The sequence below is a fragment of the Halolamina litorea genome, assembly GCF_026616205.1.
Lineage (GTDB): Archaea > Halobacteriota > Halobacteria > Halobacteriales > Haloferacaceae > Halolamina > Halolamina litorea.
In genome coordinates this window covers 517,942-537,369 of record NZ_JANHGR010000001.1, presented here as the reverse complement: position 1 = coordinate 537,369, position 19,428 = coordinate 517,942, and the positions used below count along the sequence as shown (strand labels likewise).

The following is a 19,428-nucleotide window of genomic DNA, read 5'->3' as shown; positions in this document are numbered from 1 at the left end:
CGCGGGTACAAAAACCCGCGCAGCGCGGGTCAGTCGAAGCCGCTGATCAGGGTCACGAGCCACTGAGCCGGATCGGGATCACGCCGGAGTTCGACCCGCTCGACCCACTTCACCCACTGGAACCCCCGTCGACCGGGCGCGACCAGCCGTGCCGGCCCGCCGTGGCCGTGCCCGAGCGTCGCGGCGTCGATGCCCGTCGCCAGCAGCGCGTCGCTGGCCTCCGCCAGCGGGAGGCTCCAGCGGTAGCCCGTGACGCTGACGAACCGAACCCAACGGGCTCCCTCGGCGTCCGGGTCGACGCCGGCCGCCGCGAGCAGGTCGCCGACGCGGACCCCCCGCCAGTTCTGCACCGTGTACCAGCCGCTCGTGCAGTCGAGCGTCGCCCGGCGCTCGTCGCCAGCGACCGCGAGCAGGTCGCCGTATCGCATCTCGGCCCCGTCGCCGTCCAGCCCCGTCACCGAGAGCGTCCACGTCTCGCGGTCGATCGGATCGGGGTCGTCGGCGACCCACGAAGTGACGGGGAACGAGCCGCCCTCAGTCTCGGTGTCGTACAGCGTCCCGGTCGGCTTCGAGCCGGTCTCGCGGGTCGTCACGCCGCGGACGCCGGCGACTGCCTCGCCGAGCCGCCAGGCGAGCGTCCCCGCGACGAGCAGTCCGCCGAGGCGGATCGCACTCCGCCGCGATGCGTCGGTTCGGCCGGGGAGCCGGAGTCGAGAACGGAGGTGAACGAGGAGTATCGGCACGACGAGCAGCCCCAACCCGACGTGGGCGTTGAGCGTCGTCCACGGCCCCAGCGGAACGTTGCCGCCGAGGCTCCAGAAGACCCCGGTGACGAGGGCGGCGACGGCCACGGTGCCGAGAAGGACCGACACCGGCGTCGTTCGGTCCCACGCCCGGCGGTCGGTCACCCGGCGGGCGACACGGGCGAACTTGAACGCCAGCAGGCCGGTCAGCGTGACGCCGATGATCCCGTGGAGGTCGACGAGGACGCCCTGCGGGAGCCAGCCCGTCCACGCGAGCAGCCCCGTGGCGACGGCGCCGGCGACGACGGCGAGGATCGCCCAGTCAACTGCTCGCGGCGGCGGGGCGAGTCGGAGCACGCGAGCACGGAAGCGGCCCATGTCGGGGCGATGGGACCGTGCGGGCAAGAGTGCGTCGCGGCTGCCGGCCGGCCTCGCCCGCACCCCGACAGCCAAGTGCCGGAGCGACAATGAGCGAACGTGCCAGCAGCAATCGTCACCGGCTCGTCCCGGGGTATCGGTCGCGGCGTCGCCGAACGCTACGCCGCCGACGGCTACGACGTCGCGGTGAACTACCACACCAGCGAGGCGAAAGCCGAGGAGACCGCAGAGCGCGTCCGGGCGGCCGGTCAGGAGGCGGTCGTCGTCGGCGCCGACGTGTCCGATCCGGCGGGTGCCGAGCGACTGGTCGAGACGGCCGCCGACGCCTTCGGCGGCGTCGATCACGTGGTCAACAACGCGGGGATCGACCAGCACGTCTACACGGCGGAGCTCTCCTCCGAGGACTTCGACCGCGTCATGGACGTGAACGTCAACAGCGCGTTCACCGTCACGAAGGCCGCGCTCCCGTACCTCGAGGAGTCAGCGGACAACCCGTCGGTGGTGAACATCTCCTCGATCCTCGCGTTCACCGGCGCGCCCATCGAGGTGCACTACGCGGCCTCGAAGGGGGCGCTGCTCTCGCTGACCAAGAGCCACGCGTCGGACTTCGCGCCCGACATCCGGGTGAACGCGGTCGCGCCGGGCCACATCGAGACGGACATGGTGAGCGACCGGACGGACGAAGAGATGGCCGAGGAGATCGCACGGATCCCGGTCGGCCGGATCGGACAGGTCGAGGACATCGCCGACGGCTGTGCGTACCTGCGGGACGCCGGCTTCGTCACGGGCGAGACGCTGCACGTCAACGGCGGCGAACTGATGCGGTGAGGGCCGATCCGGCGCGGGCTCAGTCCGCGAGGGACTCCGGGTTGGCGCCGAACTTCCGCCCGGTCAGTTCCTCGGGGACCAGCCGGTAGTACTCCATCCCCAACTTGTCGACCGTGCTGTCGGGGACGACGTTGAGCGTCGGGACCGTGGCGTTCTCCGCGATCGCGTTCGACGCCGTGACCACGTCGGCATCCGGGACCGGCTCGAGCGTCCCCCGGGCGACGACGCTTTCGGCCGGCGCCTCGGTCCACACCGTGAACGTCGCAGTCCCGGTGCCGTCGAGGAACTGCATCTTGCGGCTGTCCTCGTCCCGCACCAGCTGGAAGTAGAGGTGTTCCCCGTCGTAGCCGAACGACTCGGGGATCGCGTAGCTCTCGCCGCCGTCGGCGAGGGAGAGCGTTCCGGCCCCCGCCCCGCGGAGGAAGGCGTCGATCTCGTCGGCCGCCATCTCGACAGCAACCATGGCGATTACCTACGCAGTGGGCGGCTTTAACTGCGTGGATGCAGGCCATCGCGCCGTCCGTGTCTCAGGCGTCGCGGACCGCCGCCTCGATGCCGTCGAGTCCCTTCTCGAGTCGGTCCAGCGAGTTCGCGAAGGAGAGCCGGAGTTTCCCCTCGCCGGCCTCGCCGAAGCCGTCGCCGGGCGCGAGCACCACGTCCTGCTCGCGGAGGAGTCGTTTGGCAACCTCGAGGCTGCTCCCGGGCAGGTCCACGTCGAGGAACGCGTAGAACGCCCCGTCGGGCGTCGGCGCCGAGACCCCCTCCATGTCGGCGACGCGCTCGGCGACGTACTCGCGGCGCTCGGCGAAGGCCTCGTACATCTCCTCGACGGGCTCCTGCGGTCCGGTGAGGGCGGCGATGGCGGCGTGCTGAGCGACTGAGCCCGCACAGGCGGTCGTGCTCTCGTGGATCTTGGTCGCCTCGTCGACGAGTTCGGTCGGCCCGCCGAGCCAGCCGACCCGCCAGCCCGTCATCGCGTAGGCCTTCGAGCAGGAGCCGATCGTGAGGAGGTGGTCGGGGTGGCCCGTCAGCGCCGCGAGCCCGGTCGGGTCGCGGTCGTACGTCAGGCCGAGGTAGACCTCGTCGGCGAGGACGTAGGCGTCGTGGTCGGCGGCGGCCTCGACGACCGCGCGCATCGGCTCCGGATCGAACACCTGTCCGGTCGGGTTCGAGGGCGAACAGAGGATCACCGCCGCGGTGTCGTCGCTCATCGCGTCGATCACCCGGTCGGCGTCGAGGGCGTAGCCCGTCTCCTCGGCCATCGGCACCTCGACGGGGACGCCGTCGGCGAGTCGGGTCTGGGTCCAGTAGTTCGGCCACGAGGGCGAGGGGATCACCACCTCCTCGCCGTCCTCGACGGTTGCCAGGATGGCGAGGTGGAGCGCCTCCATCCCGCCGTTGGTCACGGTCAGTTGGTCGGCGTCGTACTCGACCTCGAACTCCCGTTCGAGGGTGTCCGAGATGGCCGCACGGAGTTCCGGTAGGCCGGCGTTGCTCGTGTAGTGGGTCTCGCCGGTACGGGCGGCCTCGCAGGCGGCGTCGACGACGTGTTCGGCGGTGTCGAAGTCCGGTTCCCCGACTTCGAGGCGCACCAGGTCGCGGTCGGCGGCCTCCGCGAGGTCGAACATGACGCGGATCTTCGAGCGCTCGCAGGCGCGAACGCGCTCGGTCGGCGTGGGCATACCCGAGCGTGCGTGCGAGGGCACAAGGCAGTTCCGCCAGCCTCAGGCGACGAACAGCAACACCAGCCCCATCGCGACGGCGAACGCGCCGATGGCGAGTCCCAGCAGCGACGTGCCCGCCATCCGGCGGAGCGTCGCGCCACGGGACCGGTCCGAGACCACGAGCGGATCGAGGTCGCCCGACTCGGTCACTCGGCCGACCACGGTCACATCGTCGCCCGGCGAGGCTCGCTGCTCGGTGTACCGTCGGGTCCCGAACGAGAGCGCGGCAGCGATCCCGCGGAGCGGTCCCGGTGGGTCGCGCCACGCCGTCGTCGTCGGGAGGGCGTCGGTACGGCGTTCGAAGCGAGCGATCCGCTCGGGGGCGTCCTCGTCGGCGTCGACGGTGGCGACCGTGGCACGGTCGAGGGTCACCGTGTGGGCCGGTTCGACCACGTCGACGGCGGCCGCGGGCGTCCGAAGTCGGAACGGGACCGAGCCGGCGCGTTCGTGGATCGTCACGAACCACGGCAGGAGCAGCGGGCTGAGGCGACGCTCCTCGACGGCGTAGCGGAGCACGAGCGATTCGCGGCCGGAGAACGGCGCCGTCAGCGCCCCCTCGTCGCCGTCCTCGACGGCCCCGGCGACCCGCACGTACGAGCCGGGTGTGACCCCCGCGAGGCTCGTGACCGACTGGGACCGGAAGACGCGGCCGGCACGCCACACGTACCGGAGGCTGAACAGGAGGACGACGGCGCCGACGACGAGCATCGCGACGCCGAACAGTTGGGTCGTGGAGGGACTGGAGACCATGCCCCGGCGTTTCGAGCGGTGCCGTATGGACCTGTCGACAGGTGGACTACTCCGTGGTGCCTACTCGACCAGCGGCGCCTCGCCGCGGAACTCGTCCCGGCTGTGTGGCTCGGTGAAGTCGATGTCGGGGCCGACGGCGACGATGCGCGTGGGGTTGATGTCGGCGTGGCTGCCGTAGTAGTGCCGGGTGATGTGGTCCACGTTCACCGTCTCGGCGATGCCCGGGGTCTGGTACAGGTCCTTCGTGTAGCCCCAGAGGTTCGGGTACTCGTGGATCGCCCGGCGGTTGCACTTGAAGTGGGTGTGGTAGACGTGGTCGAATCGGACCAGCGTGGCGAACATCGCCACGTCCGCGAGGGTGAGTCGCTCGCCGTCGCCGGCGAGGTAGCGCTGCTCGGAGAGCACGCCCTCCCAGTGGTCGAGCGCGTCGAACAGGTCGTCGACGGCGTTCTCGTAGGCGTCCTGATTGCCCGCGAAGCCGGCGCGGTAGACGCCGTTGTTGATGGGGTCGTAGATGGCGTCGACGATCCGGTCGATCTCCTCGCGGAGGTCCTCGGGGTAGAGCGACACGCCGTTGCCGTCGAAGGCGGTGTCGAGCATCCGCATGATCTCGCTCGACTCGTTGTTGACGATGGTGTTCTCCTGTGTGTCCCAGAGCACGGGCACCGTCACGCGGCCCGTGAAGTCGGGGTCAGCGTCGGTGTAGACCTCTCGGAGGAACTCCCGGTCGCCCAGCGGGTCAGAGTGAGCGTCGGAGAACTCCCAGCCCTCGTCGTAGCGTTCGGGTTGGACCAGCGAGACGGTGATCTGGTCTTCCAGCCCACGGATTTGGCGGACCATCGCCGCGCGGTGGGCCCACGGGCAGGCCCGACAGATGTAGAGGTGATAGCGGCCGCCCTCGGCCGGGAACTCGGTCGACTTCGGGTCCTCGCCCGCGGCGGCGACGCCGCCGTCGAGCCAGTCCCGGAAACTCGTCTCCTGCCGGTCGAACTCACCGTCCTCGTTCGTGGATTCGTAAGCGTCTCTCCGCCACTCCCCCTCGACGAGCATGTTCATACTGGAAAGCCGGGCTCGCGGCGGATAAAGCGAGCGTCGGCGGCCCGCGGCGCCGGTAGGCCAAGCGTTGCCAGCTACCGCAGGAGCGTGTCGACGACCGCCCGCGCGACGGTCGGCGCGTCCGGGCCGAGGACGTAGGTGATCGCTTCGACGCCGTGGGCGCCGGTCTGGTAGAGGACGAACGGTTCGCCCTCGACGAGCCTCGCGTCGGCGACGGCCGCCTCGACGGCGTCGCCCTCGATCTCGGAGTCGAACTCGACGGTCTCGTAGCCCGCGTCGGCGAGGGCGGTCAGGATCGCCTCGTCGTAGGCGATGTTGAGCGCGGCCGAGGCGTCGGCGCCGGCCGCACGCGCCGAGAGCAACACGCCGGCGACGTGCTCGCTGACGCCGAACTCGGGATCGCCGGGGACCGTCGGGACGCCGTTCACGTCGACGATCCGGCCGGGGACCGCCGCCACGTCCTCGATCCCGGTCGGGTCGGGGAGCGACTCGACGAGGTTCGTGCCGACGTTGGGGATGGAGCCGGCGAACCCCGAGGCGTTGGTCAGCACCCGCAGCCCTCGGCGGACCGAGGCGAGCACCTGTTCGCCCGTGCGGAGCGTCGAATCGACGTCGTGGACCGCGAACGTGGCGTCGGCGTCGGCGAGTTCCGGCACGGCCTCCTCGTGGAGCCGTGCGAGGAGGTCCCCGTCCTCCAACTGCCGGATCAGCACCTCCGCCTCGACCAGCGCGCCGACGCGGCTGAGGGTGCCGTCGGCCAGCCCCGCGGCGACGCGGTCGGCGAGTGCCTGGACGCGCTCGTCGTTGGCCACGTCGGGGTGGCCCTCGACGTCGCCGTGGGCGTACTTCGAGACGGCCGACTGGCTGATCCCGAGCAAGTCGGCGACGGCCGACTGTGTCAGCCCGCGGTCGCGGAGCCGTTCGGCCAGCATCGCCCGGTAGGTCGGGAGGAAGGCGTCGACAACGACTTCCTCGATGAACTTCATTCCTCGCGCCCCGCGAACTCCGGATCCGTGCCGATTCGGGAGGCCTGCGGGCCCTGCTGGTTCTGGTACTTCGAGTCCCGGTCGACGCCGTAGGGCCGCTCGGCGGCCGAGGAGAGCTCCGTGAAGATGAGTTGGGAGACGCGCATCCCCGGCGAGAGCGCGACCGGCGCGGTGCCGAGGTTCGACAGTTCGAGCGTGATCTGGCCCTGGTAGCCCGGGTCGACGATGCCCGCGGTGGCGTGGATGACGACCGCGAGCCGGCCGAGCGAGGAGCGCCCCTGGACGGTGGCGATCAGGTCCGCGGGCACCTCGACGCGCTCCTTGGTCGTACCGAGCACGAAGTCCCCGGGGTGGAGGATGAACTCGTCGCCCTCGGCGACAGTCGTCTCGGTGACGTACTCGCCGACCTCCTCCTCGCGGTTGGGGTGGATACAGGAGATGTTGGTTCGCTGGAACTCGAGGAACTCCTCGCCGAGTCGGAGGTCGAGGCTCGCGGGCTGTAGCTGCATGTCGAGGTCGTCGATGGGGTCGACGACGAGGTCACCCTCCTCCATCCGGGCCAGGATGTCGCGGTCCGAGAGGATCATATCCGACAGGCAGTACCCGGGGGTGCCTAAACACCGCGGTCCGGGCGGCAACCTACCAACGGGTCGAACGGTCGGGCGAGGCCCCGGTCGGTCCCGAAGCGCTTTCCCGCCGCCACGGGGAGAGTCGGGTATGAAGCAGGCCATCGTCGCCCGGACCGACATCGGGATGGGAACCGGCAAGCTGGCCGCACAGGTCGCACACGCCTCGCTCTCGGCGTACGAGGACACCGACGAGCGGACGCGCAAGGCGTGGAAGGGCGAGGGGCAGAAGAAGGTCGTCCTGAAAGCCAGCGGCGAGAACCAACTGTTCGAACTGGCCGACCGGGCCGAGCGCAAGGGCCTCCCGAACGCGGTGATCCGCGACGCCGGCCACACCCAACTGGATCCGGGGACGGCCACGGCGGTCGCCATCGGCCCCGGCGACGACGAACTCGTGGACCAGGTCACCGGCGACCTCTCTCTGTACTGACGGCCCCCCAGCGTTATCCGGGTCGGTCGTGTTTTCCGACCGAATGGACGACACTCGCCCCTCCGTGCTGGTCGTCGACGACGAGCCGAGCGTCGCGAAGGCGTACTCGCTCTGGCTCGACGGCGAGTACCAGATCGAGACGGCCCACAACGGCGAGGAGGCGCTCGACGCCGTGTGCGAGACGACCGACGTGGTGCTGCTCGACCGACGGATGCCGAACGTCTCCGGCGACGAGGCGCTCTCACGGATGCGCGAGGCCGGCTACGACTGCCGCGTGGCGATGGTGACGGCGGTCGACCCGAACTTCGACATCGTGGAGATGCCGTTCGACGACTACCTCTCGAAGCCGGTGACGCGTGAGGAAGTGATCGGGACGATCGAGGAGCTACTGGACCTCGCAGCGTACGACGACGCCGTCGCCGAACGGTTCGCCGTCGAACGGAAACGCGCCGCACTGGAGTCCCGCAAGCCCGACAGCGAACTCGAAGAGAGCGAGGAGTACGCCCGCCTGCAGCAGCAGTCCGAGGAGCTCTCGACGGACACCGGGATGGAGATGGACCACGACTCGGTCAAGAAGGCCCTCGGCGACATCGAGAGCGACGAGCCCAAGACCGCGTTCTGAGGCCGGGACGGACAGCGTTAACTCCGGAGCCGGGGTAGCTCGGGGCGATGCGTGAGGCCCACCCCCGCGAGCGAACGGTCGGCGTCGAGTGGTACGTCAGCGACGCCGACGGCGTCGGCGGCCGGCTCCGTGACCGACCCGAGGACTTCCGCGTGCGCGAACTCGAAGCGTTCGACACCAACCCCGCCGACGCCGACGAGGGCGACTACCCGTACCTCGTCCTTCGGGTGACGCTGACGGGCTGGGACACCAACGACTTCGCGGGGCGCCTCTCCGACGCCCTCGGCGCCTCCCGCGAGCGGGTCGACTGGGCCGGCACGAAGGACAAACACGCGGTCACGACCCAACTCTTCTCCGTCTACGACGCCGACCCCGCGGACATCCCGGAGATCCGCGACGCCGATATCGAGGTCGTCGGCCGTGCCGGCCGCCACCTCTCCTACGGCGACCTCGCGGGCAACGCCTTCGAGATCACCGTCCGCGACCCCGAGAACCCCGGGAACGCCGACGGGATCACCGAGCAACTGCGGGCGTTCGCGGGCGACCCAGACGCCGACCGGATCGGCGTCCCGAACGTCTTCGGCCACCAGCGCTTCGGCAGCCGTCGACCGATCACCCACGAGGTCGGGCTGGCGGTCCTGCGCCGCGAGTGGCGCGAGGCCGTGCTGGCCTACGCCGGCAACCCCTTCGACACCGAGCCCGAGGACACCCAGGCAGCCCGCGCGTTCGTCGACGAGCAGGCCGCGAGCGACGACCCCGACTGGGACGCCTGCCTCGACGAGATGCCCGGGAAGTTGGGCTACGAGCGCTCGATGCTCCACCGACTGCGCGAGCGGCAGGCCGGGAGCGGCGACGCCGACACCGGCGCCGAGGACGAGGCGGATGATCCGTGGCGCCACGCGCTCGAAGCGGTCCCGTCGAACCTCCAGCGGCTGTTCGTCAACGCCGCTCAGTCCTACGCGTTCAACCGGATCCTGAGCGAACGCCTCGACCGCGGGCTCCCGTTCCACGAGCCGGTCGCTGGCGACGTGTGCTGTTTCGCCGACAACGAGATCGACGCCGTCCGGAAGCCCGACCCGGACCGCCTCCAGCGCGTCGACGAGAACCGCGTCGACGTGCTTGCCCGCCACTGCAAGCGCGGTCGGGCGTTCGTCACCGCGCCGTTGATCGGCACCGAAACCGAGTTCGCCGACGGCGAGCCCGGCGAGATCGAGCGCGAGGTGTTCGACGACCTCGGGTTGGAGCCGGAGCTGTTCGACCTCCCCGGGAACTTCGAGTCGACGGGGACCCGGCGCGCGGTGTTCGTGGACACGGAGATGGCCGTCTCCCACGACCCGCTGACGTTCGAGTTCGCGCTCCCGTCGGGCTGTTACGCGACGACGGTGCTGCGGGAGTACCTGAAGACGGACCCGACGACGCTGTAAGTCGGTCTCCCGCCGCCGACTGTCGGCCGTGACCGTGACGGCGGCCGCAAACGGGCCCCTTTTGGCCGGCACGCTCCTCCGCCCGCTATGGACTGTCGGCGGTGTGGCACCGAACTCGATCGGCCGGGCGACTACTGTCTGGCCTGCGACACCGCCAACTGTGACGCCGTCGTCGTCGCGTTCGAGCGCGAGCGCGCGACGCTCACCTTCCTCCGCGACCCCCCGGAACACGCCGACGACGACACGGAACCCGAGATCGTCGGCGAGACGACGGTGACGACCGTACCCGAGGAGGACCCCGAAGCGGAGATCGTCGAACTGCGGAACTTCGCCGGCAAGGTCGCCGACCAGATCCGGCGCAAGCGCCCCGAGGAGGTGTACGCCGCCGGCGCGCGCGAACCGCTTCGGGAGTGTCGCGCCCAACTCCACCACCAGTTCTACCGCGTTCCCGACGACGACCCCGTCGAGCGGGTCCGGAGCCAGCGCGGCGAGCGCACCCTGGAGGTCGTCGAGACGCCGCCCGACCAGAAGCTCGGGGGCTCCCACACCACGCTCATCGGCGGCCGCGACGGCCGGGACGTGGTCAACACCGTCGCCGCCCACCCGAACGTGAAGAAGCTGATTCCGGGCCCTATCGAGGCCGGCGGCGGCGGCGCCCGCGGTGGGGTGCGGGCGAAGGCGACTCGCGCCGGCGAGAGCGGGAACGTCCGGCTCCTGATCCGTGACGGCTCCAGCGTGCAGGAGAACCGCGTCGTGACGACGGCGATGGACCGTGAGACCGGCGAACGCGTCCGGGAGGCGCTGAACGAGGCGCTGGTCGAGGCGGGGTATCAGGACGAGTAACGAGGGCAGCGTGACTCGCAGGGTTTTTGTGCGTACTGGGGCTACTGCCGGTCACTATGGCTGAACAGAAGTCACGGTCCGTCGGCAGCGCCGGCCGATTCGGCGCACGCTACGGGCGTGTCTCGCGGCGACGCGTCTCGGAGATCGAGAGCGCGATGGAGAACGCCAGCGTCGACGGCGACTCCGTCAAGCGCATCGGTACCGGCATCTGGAAGAACGAGGAGACCGGCGAAACCTTCACCGGCGGCGCCTACCGGCCGGAGACGCCCGGCGGCCGCTCGGCCCAGCGATCCATCCGCGCAGCACTCTCCGAAGACAGCGAGTAGACTCATGAGCTACAAGTGCTCCCGCTGTAAGCGCGACGTCGAACTCGACGAGTACGGCGGCGTGCGCTGTCCCTACTGTGGCCACCGCGTCCTCCTGAAGGAACGCGGCGGCGACGTGAAGGAAGTCGACGTGAAGTGACGGCGCCCCACACCGCGACGCTCTCCGTTTCGTACCCTTCTGCGGACCGCGCCGACCGCGTCTTCGAGAGTCTCGAACCCGAGGTCGGCGGCGTCGACGACGACCGAGCGACGGCGTCGCTCAGCCGTCACGGGCGAACCGTCGAGGTCACGGTCGAAGCGACCGATCTGGTCGCGCTCCGGGCCGGGACGAGCAGTTGGAGCCGTCTGCTCTCGACGGCCGAAGCGGCTACGGCGGCCGGAGCCCAACGGTTTTAGGGGCCCCACGGAAACTCTACTGGTGTGATCCCCCCCATCGCCAGCAACTTCGTCGCGGGCGAGAGCCCGGCGACCGCACTCGACCACGTCGCCCAGCAGAACGCCGACGACGTGAACGTGATCCTGAACCTCTTGGGAGAGCACTACCACGACGAGAACGCCGCGGCGTCGGACACGCAGGCCTACCGCGCGCTCGTCCGGGATATCGCCGACAGCGAGGTCGACGCCTGTATCTCGATCAAGCCCTCCCAGATCGGGATCGACATCGGCGCCGACACCTTCGAGTCGAACTTCCGCTCGATCGTCGAGGCCGCACAGGAGGCCGGCGTCTTCGTCTGGTGTGACATGGAGGACGTCGACACCACCGACACCACCCTCGACGCCTTCGAGACGCTCGCCGAGGAGTTCGACGGCGGTATCGGTCAGTGTGTACAGTCGAACCTCCGCCGCACGGCCGACGACCTCGAACGGCTCGCCGACGTGCCCGGGAAGATCCGACTGGTGAAAGGCGCCTACGACGAGTCCCCCGAGGTGTCCTACAAGGAGAAGTCGAAGGTCAACGAGCGTTACCGAGAGGACCTCGAGACGCTGTTCGCGGAGTACGAGGGCGACATCGCCGTCGGGAGCCACGACCCCGAGATGATCGACTACGCCCGTGACCTCCGTGAGGAGTACGGCCGGGAGTTCGAGATCCAGATGCTGATGGGGGTCCGCGAGGACGCGCAACGGGACCTCGCCGCCGAGGGCGAGGAGGTCTGGCAGTACGCCCCCTACGGGGACAAGTGGCTCTCGTACTTCTACCGCCGCGTGCGCGAGCGCAAGGAGAACGCCCTGTTCGCGCTGCGGGCGATCGTCGGCGTCTGAGCCGGCGCGAGCACGCGCGATCCGGGACCTAACGGTCGGCCGTCGAGGACCCCTCGGCGGCCACAACGACGATGGGAGCGGTAGCGCTTTACTTCTCGGGCGGCCACGTTCGGACGAATGAGCCGGTGGAAGCGTGACTTCGCGAGCGGGCTGATCGTCGTCCTCCCAGTCCTCGTGCTCCTGTTGGTGCTGCGGTGGCTGATCGGCCACCTGCTTGGCCTCCCGCTGAGCGTGCCGCCCGACCGTATCCCGCCGCAGTTCGTCCCCGAACCGATCACCGCCGAGGCGGTGGCGATGGCGCTCGAGTTGGGGCTGACGCTGGGGCTGTTCCTCTCGGTCACCCTCGCGGCCGGCTACCTGATGCGCACCCAACTCGGGCGGATCGCCGAGGGGCTGTTCGACGACGTGGTGAACCGCCTCCCGGGGGTCAGGGTGCTGTACAACGCCTCGAAGCTGGCCGTCGAGACGGCCGTCTCGGGTGCCAGCGACCTCCAACAGCCCGTGAAGCTGGAGCCGTGGAACGGGATGCGGATGACCGCGTTCAAGACCGGCCAGACGACCGCCGACGGGCGCGACGTGCTGTTCCTGCCCACCGCCCCGAACATCACGACGGGCTACGTCGTCGAAGTGAAACCCGACGAGTACGAGGAGACCGACGAGTCCGTCGAGGAGGCGCTGACCCGCGTGCTCTCGGCTGGATTCGGTGAATCAGGGGAGCCCGAGGTCCCGATGGCCGGGGCGGATCGGGACGGCGAGTCGGCCAGCAGCGAGTGAGCGGAGCGGCCCTGACCTGAAAGACTTAGGTCAGCGGGCGGCGGATGTGCTGGTGTGTTACCGGTCCCCGGTCTCGGCTCGCTCGCCCCGCTGGTGCTCCAGCACACGACCGGTGCGGGGCCGCTTGGACCGCTGATCGAGAGCGCGACCGGGTGGCTCGGCCTCGTGGCCATCTTCGTCTACTCGTTCCTGATCGCGTTCGCGCTCCCGGGTGTCAGCGAGGTCGTGCTGGCGGCGCCGCTGGACCTGGGGCTCAGCGAAAACGGGCGACTGGCGGCGATCATCCTGGTCTCCGGGCTCGGCAAGGCCGCCGGCTCGGTGTTCGCGTTCCACATCGGCCAGGAGGCCAAGGAGTCCGGGCCAGTCACTCGGGCGCTCCGTCGCTCCCGCTTCAACATCATCGAGTGGTCCGAGAAGAAGGTCGTCGTGCTCGCTAAGAAGTACGGCTACGGCGGGCTGGCGCTGGCGCTCTGTGTGCCGACGTTCCCCGACACGCTCTCCATCTACGCGTTCTCGGTGCTGGAGGAGGACTACTACCGGTTCGCGCTGGCGACGTTCATCGGGAGCGTCGGTCGGCTGCTCGTGACGCTCGGGCTGATCGAGGTCCTGACGTTCTTCTAACCAGCCACGGCACGCGACCGAGAGCGACCGCCGTGTCGCTCTGAGGGAGGCTGTGCCGAGCCGACGACGACTCGAAACCGAGCGCCGTCGACGGGCGAACCCCCAGCCTACAAGCGCCGTCCATCCCCAACACCGGCCATGCAGCTCGCCGACGCCACGTGGACCGACGTTCGTGACGCCGACGCCGACCTCGCGGTGCTCCCGGTCGGCTCCACAGAGGGCCACGGCCCGCACGCGCCGCTTGGCACCGACAGCCTCGCCGCCGAAGCCATCGCCGAAGCCGGCGCCGAGGCCTACGAGAGCGAAACCGACGAGTCCGTGCTCGTAGGGCCGACGGTCCCGGTCGGGGTCAGCGAGGAACACCGCGCGTTCGACGGGACGCTCTGGGTGTCGCCGGACACGTTCCGCGCGTACGTCCGCGAGACCGTCGAGAGCCTCGCGGCCGGCGACGGCCCGGACGGCGTCGTGTTGGTCAACGGCCACGGCGGGAACGTCGACGCGCTGCGGGAGGTCGCGGCCCGGCTCACTAGGGACGGAACGGCACTCGTCGCGCCGTTCACGTGGTTCAACGCAGTGGGCGAGCACAGCAGCGACATGGGCCACGCCGGCCCGTTGGAGACGGCGCTCCTGCGCCACGAACACCCAGCCCTAGTCAGGGAGGAGCGGGTTGACGACGCCCGGGAGAACGGGAGCGACCGCTGGGGAGACTGGGTGGCGGGCGTCAATCTGGCCTACGACAGCGACAGCTTCAGCGAGAACGGCGTCGTCGGCGACCCCGGGGAGGGCGACGCCGAGCGGGGGGCAGAGCTGGAACGACTGGCGACCGAGGCGCTCGCGGACCTGTTGGCGGCACTCGACGAGCGGACCGACTGACTACTCGTCCTCGTCCGCGTCGTCCTCCTCACCCTCCGCGTCCTGTAGGGCAGAGCGGAGTGCCGGGAGCGTACCGGCGAGGTCGCTCACGTCCTCGTGGGCGTCCTCGATGTCCTCCAGTAGCTCCTCCATCTCCTCGATCTCCGCTTCGAGGTCGTCGGCGTCCTCGAACGCGTCGGCGCGCTCGCCCATGACGTACTGTTTCTTCGCGGCACGGAGGTGGTCGGCGGCGTCGCCGGTGTCGAGGGCGGACTTGAGGGAGTTCAACGCCCCCAGCGCGTTGTCGGCCTCGACCTCCCAGACCGCGTCGGCGCCCGGCAGCGCCGCTCGGGCGTCCGCGAGGTGGCTCTCGACCTCGCTGCGCATCTCCGCGGCGGCCTCGCCGAACAGGTCGTCCTCGTCGAACGTGGACTGGCTCATGGGGACTGTTTGCACACCCGGCATGTAAAAAGGTCGCCACGGGGTGAAACTGAAACCCCGGCCGAAATCGTCCAACGGTGCGGTTTCCTCGGGAGCGGCGTATCAGTTTCACCGCGCCCGTGTCGGCGGATTACTGTTCGACTGACTGAAGTTTCATCAGCGGGTAGCCGTCCTCCATCTCCATCCGGGTGCGGGCGACGACGCCCTCGTACTCGATGCGCATCTCGACTTCCATCAGCGCGCCGGTGAGTTCGGTGTAGCCGTTCTCGTGGTCGATGGCGTCGGCGACGCGGTCGTCGAGGACGTCGACGGTCACGGACTCACAGTAGGGTTGGTTCTCGATCGACTCGGCGATGGCGGTTTCGAGGCTCCGCGTGCTGTCGGGGGAGACGGGCGTGCCCGCGAACTGGTGGTAGAGCGAGCCGAACTTGATGCCGGCCTCGAAGCAGGCTTGCTGGGCGTCGGTGGGCGCGTCAGTCATGGCCGGGAGTGGGTGGGGACCCGGGAAAGCCGTGTCGGGAACGACCGCTGGGCCGGACCGCACCGTATTTACCCACCCTCACCACATACCCACCCAATGGACGACCCGGTCCTGCTGACGGGTGCTGGCGGCCGCGTGGGGCAGGCGATCCTCTCGCGACTCGCCGACGAGTACGACTGGCGACTGCTCGACCGGGAGCCGATCCCCGCGGAGCGCCGACACGGCGTGCCGGAGTCGGCCTCCATCGTCGCCGACGTGACCGACGAGGCCGCCATCGCCGAGGCCGTCGCGGGCTGTGGCGCGGTGATCCACCTCGCCGGCGATCCTCGGCCGAACGCGCCGTGGGACTCGGTGCTCGCGAACAACATCGACGGCACCCAGACCGTCTTTTCGGCGGCCGTCGACGCCGGCGTCGAGAAGGTCGCCTTCGCCTCCTCGAACCACGCCGTCGGCGCCTACGAGACCGACGAACGCACCCCCGAGATGTACCGGGACGACGACGACTACCGCCTCGACGGCACCGAACTCCCGCGGCCGTCGAACCTCTACGGCGTCTCCAAGGCAAGCGGGGAGACGCTCGGGCGCTACTACCACGACCACGCCGACCTCGACGTGGTCTGTGTCCGGATCGGGAACCTCACCGAGGGTCACCCGCCGCGGGAGTACGAGCGCGGACAGGCGATGTGGCTCTCCCACCGGGACTGTGCGCACCTGTTCGACCGCTGTCTGCAGGCCGACTACGGCTACGAGATCGTCTACGGCATCTCCGACAACGACCGGAAGTACTACTCGATCGACCGGGCCAAGGCGGTCCTCGACTACGCCCCACAGGACAACTCCGCGGAGTTCACTTTCGAGGGCGAGCCGAAGGGGGAGTGATGGCCCGACTCGAAGGCATCCGGCTCTACCCGGTGAAAGGGCTGGCCGGAGCCGACGTGGACGCCGCGACAGTGCTCGACAGCGGCGTCCTCGCGGGCGACCGGGAGTTCGCGCTGTTCGACGCGATGGCCGTGGCCGAGGCCGACCCGGGCGAGATCGAGAACGGCAGCCCGCACGCGAACGGCGTGTTCAACGCCAAACACAGCGAGCGCTTCCACGAACTCGACAGCGAGTACGACCCGGAGACGGCGACGCTCAGGGTCGAGACCGCCGACGGCGAACGGGACTCTTTCGACCTCGACGCCGACCGGGAGACCGCCGCGGCGTGGTTCTCGGCGTTCTTCGACCGGGACCTCGTCCTCCTGCGTGACACCGATCGGAGCTTCGTCGACCGGCGCGGGGCCGGCCCCTCGGTCGTCAGCACGGCCACGCTCGAAGCCGTCGCCTCCTGGTTCGAGGGGATGAGTGTCGAGAACGCCCGCCGGCGACTCCGCGCCAACGTCGAAATATCCGGGGTGCCGGCGTTCTGGGAGGACCAGTTCGTCGGTGACGACGCCCCGGCGTTCGAGGCCGGCGACGTTCGCTTCGAGGGTGTCACACCCTGTGTTCGGTGTGTCGTGCCCGAGCGCGACCCCGAGACCGGCGAGCCGACGCCCGAGTTCCGGAAGCGCTTCGTCGAAAAGCGGGAGGCGACGTTCCCCGAGTTCGCCGACCGTGACGCCTTCGAGCAGTTCTACACGCTGATGCTGATCGCCGACGTCCCCGAGGAGTACCGCGAGCAGTCGATCCGTGTCGGCGATCCCGTGTCCGTCGTGGATTAGCCGAACAGTCCCGACACGTCGTCTTCCTTGCGTCGTTCGCGCTCGACGAGCGCCGACAGTCGCTGGAAGACGATCCCGCGCTGTCCCGTCTCGGCGCCCGCGTAGTCCCGGATGAACGTTCCGTAGCGCGTCGTTTCGGGCTGGTCGTGTGCCTCGGCAAAGCGGACGGCGTCGAGCAGTACCTCGGCGTCGTCGCCGATCCCGGTCGCGACGGCGGTGGCGACGAGCGATGCCGCCGAGAGCGGGAGTTCACCGGGCGTCGGTCGGTCGCCGTCGACGATGAGCGTGGGCGGCGGCGAGCGCTCGGCGAACTCCGGATCCGCCTCGAACGCCGCCAGCCAGCGGCGAACCGGGGCGATATCGACGTCGGCAGGCTGGACGCTCCCGGACCCGGCGTCGGCAAGCGCCGAGCGCGCTTCCTCGGCCGCCGCGAGTGCGGCGTCCCAGTTCCCGCGTCGGCCGTCGAACACTGCCGTTGCGAACGCCGCGAGCCCCGACCGGAGGGGGGGCTGGTCGTCGGCGGCGGCCAGCGGCGTCTCGCCTGCCCAGATGCCGCGAGCGAGGTCGTACTCGCCGACGTTGTGGGCGGCGACACCGGCGCGGACGGCGTCGTCCGTCGTCGGCTCGGCGGAGTGGTCGGTCATTCGTTCGCCTCCGCGAGGGCGTCCTCGTCGACGAAGATCACGACCTCCCGACCCATCGTCCGGAGGTGGTGCTGGCGTCGCTCGTAGTCACCGTCGAGTGTGGCCGTGAGCGCGCCGTCCTTGCTGACGTGTGCGATCACGACCGCCGGGGAGTCCGCCGCGACCTGCTCTTCGAGCGCCGACTGGTCGTAGGCGCACTCGGCCTCCACGTCGTCGGCGGCGACGTACCAGTGGATCGGGAGTGCCCGGGCGAGTCTGAGACACTGTGGAGCCATGCCGCCGCCGGATTCGGCGACGAGTTCGTCGCCGTAGACCAACAGGTCGGTCCCCTCGTGGGTCGGCGCGATGGCGCCGATGTCGTCGAACGTCTCGCGGAACTCCTGTTGGGGCTGGGCGTACTGGACGAGTTCGTTGTCGTCGCTGGTGGGCTCAACGTACGAGGCCGAGACGGCGGGCACGAAGACGGCGCCGAGTACCAGCAGTACGAGCGCGGTGGTCAGGACGGTCCCGACGCGGTCCTCCTCGGCGAAGGACTGCCAGCCCCAGCGGGCGACCATCGCCAGCGCGACGGCGGCGGGGATCGAAAGCGGGACGACCGCGTTGACCATGATCCAGCCCGCGCGGATGTCCGTCGCCAGCGGGTAGCCGAGGATGCTGACGAACCCCCAGTAGCCCGCGAACATGACCAGCGGCCGCGGCCCGTCGCCGCCGTAGCGGGCGACGACGAACCCGAGGACGGCGAAGGGGACGACGACGATGGCGTAGTTCGCCAGCACGCCGAGGGTGTCCGTCAGGAAGCAGACGTAGCCGCCGATGATCGTCTCCTCGCCGCACTTCGGTTCGACGCTGCCGCCGAACCAGTACTCGAGGCCCGGCCGAACGTCGCCCCACGTCGCGTCGAGGAGGGCGGGGAAACGGAGCGGGTTCAGGACGGCGTCCCAGAGCCCCACGGCCGGGCCGGGAGCCCGGGGCGCGTAGAAGAACAGCGAGACGGCGAAGAAGAGTCCGAGCGCGCCGAGCAGCGCCCCGCCCCACTCGAGTGCGTCGCCGTCGGGGTGGACCACGTCGACGAGCACGGTCAGCGCGACCAGCAGGATCAGCGCGGCGGCGAGGGCGATGGCCCCCCAGCCGACGACGGCCGCGTACCCCACCACGGCAGTCGAGAGTCCCGAGACGCCGAGCCACAGCAGCGCGTCCGTCGAGCGGTTGGGGGCGGCGAGGGCGTCGACGTAGGGGCGGAGTCGCCCGGCGACGGCCGCCAGTCCGGAATCAGCGCTCCGGGGACTCATCAGCGAGAAGTCGAGCAACAGCGCGCCGGCACCGATCCAACACATGAGGTAGACAACGGCGTTCTCCTTCGAGGCGAACCCGAGCGCGCCGAAGAGGAACGCGGGGTAGAGCAGCCGTGGCCGGGCGTCGTCGAGCGCCCGCAGGCCGAAGCCGAACGCGGCGAACATGAACGCCGCGACGAGGATCGTGCTGCGGAAAAAGCGGGAGTAGTAGAGCAGAATCGGGTTGAACGCGAGCACGCCGGCGACGATGACGGTCTCGGCGTCGCGCAGTCGTCCCCGGAACAGCAGCGCGGTCAGGGGGAGGAGGGCGCCGACGACCGCGACGAACAGGCGCATCGAGAGGTCGTTCGTCCCGATGGCGGCGAACACCCACGCGTCGACGTACTGGACCAGCGGCCCGTGGACGATGTAGCGATAGCTGATCTCGCCGGTCTCGAGGTAGTTCAGCGCCCAGTAGGCGACGCGGCCTTCGTCGAAGTGAGCGACACGCTGACCGAGAAGCGGCAGCCGAGCGAGCAGCCCCAGTACGGTGATCGCGAGGACGGTCCGGACCGTGTCGTCGGCCCGGTGGAGGGAGTCGAGAAACGCGGAGCGATCCATCGATCAGCGAGAGTGGTGGGCGAAACC

Annotated in this window: 25 protein-coding genes; 14 read left to right on the top strand and 11 right to left on the bottom strand. The window is 69.9% G+C overall.

Annotated features, from left to right (window positions below):
• Window positions 1–29: 29 nt before the first annotated feature.
• The gene (locus NO998_RS02935; protein ID WP_267645532.1) at window positions 30–1,121 is read right to left on the bottom strand and encodes a molybdopterin-dependent oxidoreductase; all 1,092 of its coding nucleotides are present in this window, start codon (window positions 1,119–1,121) and stop codon (window positions 30–32) included.
• Between the two features lie 99 nt (window positions 1,122–1,220).
• Here NO998_RS02935 and NO998_RS02930 point away from each other — a divergent pair, with 99 nt between their 5' ends.
• Window positions 1,221–1,949 (top strand): SDR family NAD(P)-dependent oxidoreductase, encoded by a 729-nt coding sequence (locus NO998_RS02930; RefSeq protein WP_267645531.1) that lies wholly within the window; start codon window positions 1,221–1,223, stop codon window positions 1,947–1,949.
• 19 nt (window positions 1,950–1,968) lie between these two features.
• Here the strand turns inward: NO998_RS02930 and NO998_RS02925 are convergent, their stop codons facing one another.
• From NO998_RS02925 to dcd, 6 genes are all read right to left on the bottom strand, one after another.
• Window positions 1,969–2,412, bottom strand: coding sequence for a pyridoxamine 5'-phosphate oxidase family protein (locus tag NO998_RS02925; protein ID WP_267645530.1), 444 nt, complete (start codon window positions 2,410–2,412; stop codon window positions 1,969–1,971).
• Between the two features lie 64 nt (window positions 2,413–2,476).
• The gene (locus NO998_RS02920) at window positions 2,477–3,631 is read right to left on the bottom strand and encodes a pyridoxal phosphate-dependent aminotransferase (protein ID WP_267645529.1); all 1,155 of its coding nucleotides are present in this window, start codon (window positions 3,629–3,631) and stop codon (window positions 2,477–2,479) included.
• A 42-nt stretch (window positions 3,632–3,673) separates the two neighbouring features.
• Window positions 3,674–4,423 carry a hypothetical protein gene (locus NO998_RS02915; protein WP_267645528.1) on the bottom strand — a complete coding sequence of 250 codons (750 nt, stop codon included), beginning with the start codon at window positions 4,421–4,423 and terminating at the stop codon, window positions 3,674–3,676.
• A 60-nt stretch (window positions 4,424–4,483) separates the two neighbouring features.
• On the bottom strand, window positions 4,484–5,479 hold the full coding sequence (locus tag NO998_RS02910) for a glutathione S-transferase family protein (RefSeq protein ID WP_267645527.1): 996 nt from the start codon (window positions 5,477–5,479) through the stop codon (window positions 4,484–4,486).
• Between the two features lie 74 nt (window positions 5,480–5,553).
• Window positions 5,554–6,465 (bottom strand): thiamine-phosphate synthase family protein, encoded by a 912-nt coding sequence (locus NO998_RS02905; RefSeq protein ID WP_267645526.1) that lies wholly within the window; start codon window positions 6,463–6,465, stop codon window positions 5,554–5,556.
• Entirely contained in the window at window positions 6,462–7,052 is a 591-nt protein-coding gene (gene dcd, locus NO998_RS02900; RefSeq protein WP_267645525.1) for a dCTP deaminase, read from the bottom strand. Before dcd ends, NO998_RS02905 begins: the two co-directional genes overlap by 4 nt.
• A 130-nt stretch (window positions 7,053–7,182) precedes the next feature.
• Between dcd and pth2 the strand changes: the two genes are divergently transcribed.
• From pth2 to NO998_RS02845, 11 genes are all read left to right on the top strand, one after another.
• Window positions 7,183–7,521 carry a peptidyl-tRNA hydrolase Pth2 gene (gene pth2, locus NO998_RS02895; RefSeq protein ID WP_267645524.1) on the top strand — a complete coding sequence of 113 codons (339 nt, stop codon included), beginning with the start codon at window positions 7,183–7,185 and terminating at the stop codon, window positions 7,519–7,521.
• Between the two features lie 43 nt (window positions 7,522–7,564).
• The gene (locus NO998_RS02890; protein ID WP_267645523.1) at window positions 7,565–8,143 is read left to right on the top strand and encodes a response regulator; all 579 of its coding nucleotides are present in this window, start codon (window positions 7,565–7,567) and stop codon (window positions 8,141–8,143) included.
• Between the two features lie 47 nt (window positions 8,144–8,190).
• Window positions 8,191–9,567, top strand: a complete 1,377-nt coding sequence (gene truD / locus NO998_RS02885) for a tRNA pseudouridine(13) synthase TruD (protein WP_267645522.1) — start codon at window positions 8,191–8,193, stop codon at window positions 9,565–9,567.
• 87 nt (window positions 9,568–9,654) lie between these two features.
• Window positions 9,655–10,410 carry a DUF2103 domain-containing protein gene (locus NO998_RS02880; RefSeq protein ID WP_267645521.1) on the top strand — a complete coding sequence of 252 codons (756 nt, stop codon included), beginning with the start codon at window positions 9,655–9,657 and terminating at the stop codon, window positions 10,408–10,410.
• 56 nt (window positions 10,411–10,466) lie between these two features.
• Entirely contained in the window at window positions 10,467–10,736 is a 270-nt protein-coding gene (locus NO998_RS02875; RefSeq protein ID WP_267645520.1) for an eL43 family ribosomal protein, read from the top strand.
• A 4-nt stretch (window positions 10,737–10,740) separates the two neighbouring features.
• Entirely contained in the window at window positions 10,741–10,875 is a 135-nt protein-coding gene (locus NO998_RS02870) for a DNA-directed RNA polymerase subunit P (protein WP_049981803.1), read from the top strand.
• Complete coding sequence (locus tag NO998_RS02865) at window positions 10,872–11,132, top strand: KEOPS complex subunit Pcc1 (RefSeq protein WP_267645519.1); 261 nt, start codon at window positions 10,872–10,874, stop codon at window positions 11,130–11,132. The genes NO998_RS02870 and NO998_RS02865 overlap by 4 nt, the downstream gene beginning before the upstream one ends.
• 24 nt (window positions 11,133–11,156) lie before the next feature.
• The gene (locus NO998_RS02860; RefSeq protein ID WP_267645518.1) at window positions 11,157–11,996 is read left to right on the top strand and encodes a proline dehydrogenase family protein; all 840 of its coding nucleotides are present in this window, start codon (window positions 11,157–11,159) and stop codon (window positions 11,994–11,996) included.
• A gap of 117 nt (window positions 11,997–12,113) precedes the next feature.
• Complete coding sequence (locus tag NO998_RS02855; RefSeq protein WP_267645517.1) at window positions 12,114–12,770, top strand: DUF502 domain-containing protein; 657 nt, start codon at window positions 12,114–12,116, stop codon at window positions 12,768–12,770.
• A gap of 54 nt (window positions 12,771–12,824) precedes the next feature.
• Window positions 12,825–13,391: a YqaA family protein gene (locus NO998_RS02850; protein ID WP_379821125.1), complete on the top strand. Its 567-nt coding sequence runs from the start codon at window positions 12,825–12,827 to the stop codon at window positions 13,389–13,391.
• A gap of 138 nt (window positions 13,392–13,529) precedes the next feature.
• Window positions 13,530–14,264, top strand: a complete 735-nt coding sequence (locus tag NO998_RS02845) for a creatininase family protein (protein ID WP_267645516.1) — start codon at window positions 13,530–13,532, stop codon at window positions 14,262–14,264.
• Here the strand turns inward: NO998_RS02845 and NO998_RS02840 are convergent, their stop codons facing one another.
• The gene (locus NO998_RS02840; protein WP_267645515.1) at window positions 14,265–14,684 is read right to left on the bottom strand and encodes a DUF5790 family protein; all 420 of its coding nucleotides are present in this window, start codon (window positions 14,682–14,684) and stop codon (window positions 14,265–14,267) included.
• 130 nt (window positions 14,685–14,814) lie between these two features.
• On the bottom strand, window positions 14,815–15,165 hold the full coding sequence (locus NO998_RS02835) for a dihydroneopterin aldolase family protein (protein WP_267645514.1): 351 nt from the start codon (window positions 15,163–15,165) through the stop codon (window positions 14,815–14,817).
• A gap of 96 nt (window positions 15,166–15,261) precedes the next feature.
• Here NO998_RS02835 and azf point away from each other — a divergent pair, with 96 nt between their 5' ends.
• Both azf and NO998_RS02825 read left to right on the top strand, forming a co-directional pair.
• Window positions 15,262–16,044: an NAD-dependent glucose-6-phosphate dehydrogenase Azf gene (azf, locus tag NO998_RS02830; protein WP_267645513.1), complete on the top strand. Its 783-nt coding sequence runs from the start codon at window positions 15,262–15,264 to the stop codon at window positions 16,042–16,044.
• Window positions 16,044–16,865 carry an MOSC domain-containing protein gene (locus NO998_RS02825; protein WP_267645511.1) on the top strand — a complete coding sequence of 274 codons (822 nt, stop codon included), beginning with the start codon at window positions 16,044–16,046 and terminating at the stop codon, window positions 16,863–16,865. The genes azf and NO998_RS02825 overlap by 1 nt, the downstream gene beginning before the upstream one ends.
• Here the strand turns inward: NO998_RS02825 and NO998_RS02820 are convergent.
• Together NO998_RS02820 and NO998_RS02815 are read right to left on the bottom strand one after the other, a co-directional pair.
• Entirely contained in the window at window positions 16,862–17,509 is a 648-nt protein-coding gene (locus tag NO998_RS02820) for a DUF309 domain-containing protein (RefSeq protein ID WP_267645510.1), read from the bottom strand. The genes NO998_RS02825 and NO998_RS02820 overlap by 4 nt on opposite strands.
• Window positions 17,506–19,401: a flippase activity-associated protein Agl23 gene (locus tag NO998_RS02815; RefSeq protein WP_267645509.1), complete on the bottom strand. Its 1,896-nt coding sequence runs from the start codon at window positions 19,399–19,401 to the stop codon at window positions 17,506–17,508. The genes NO998_RS02820 and NO998_RS02815 overlap by 4 nt, the downstream gene beginning before the upstream one ends.
• Window positions 19,402–19,428 lie beyond the last annotated feature (27 nt).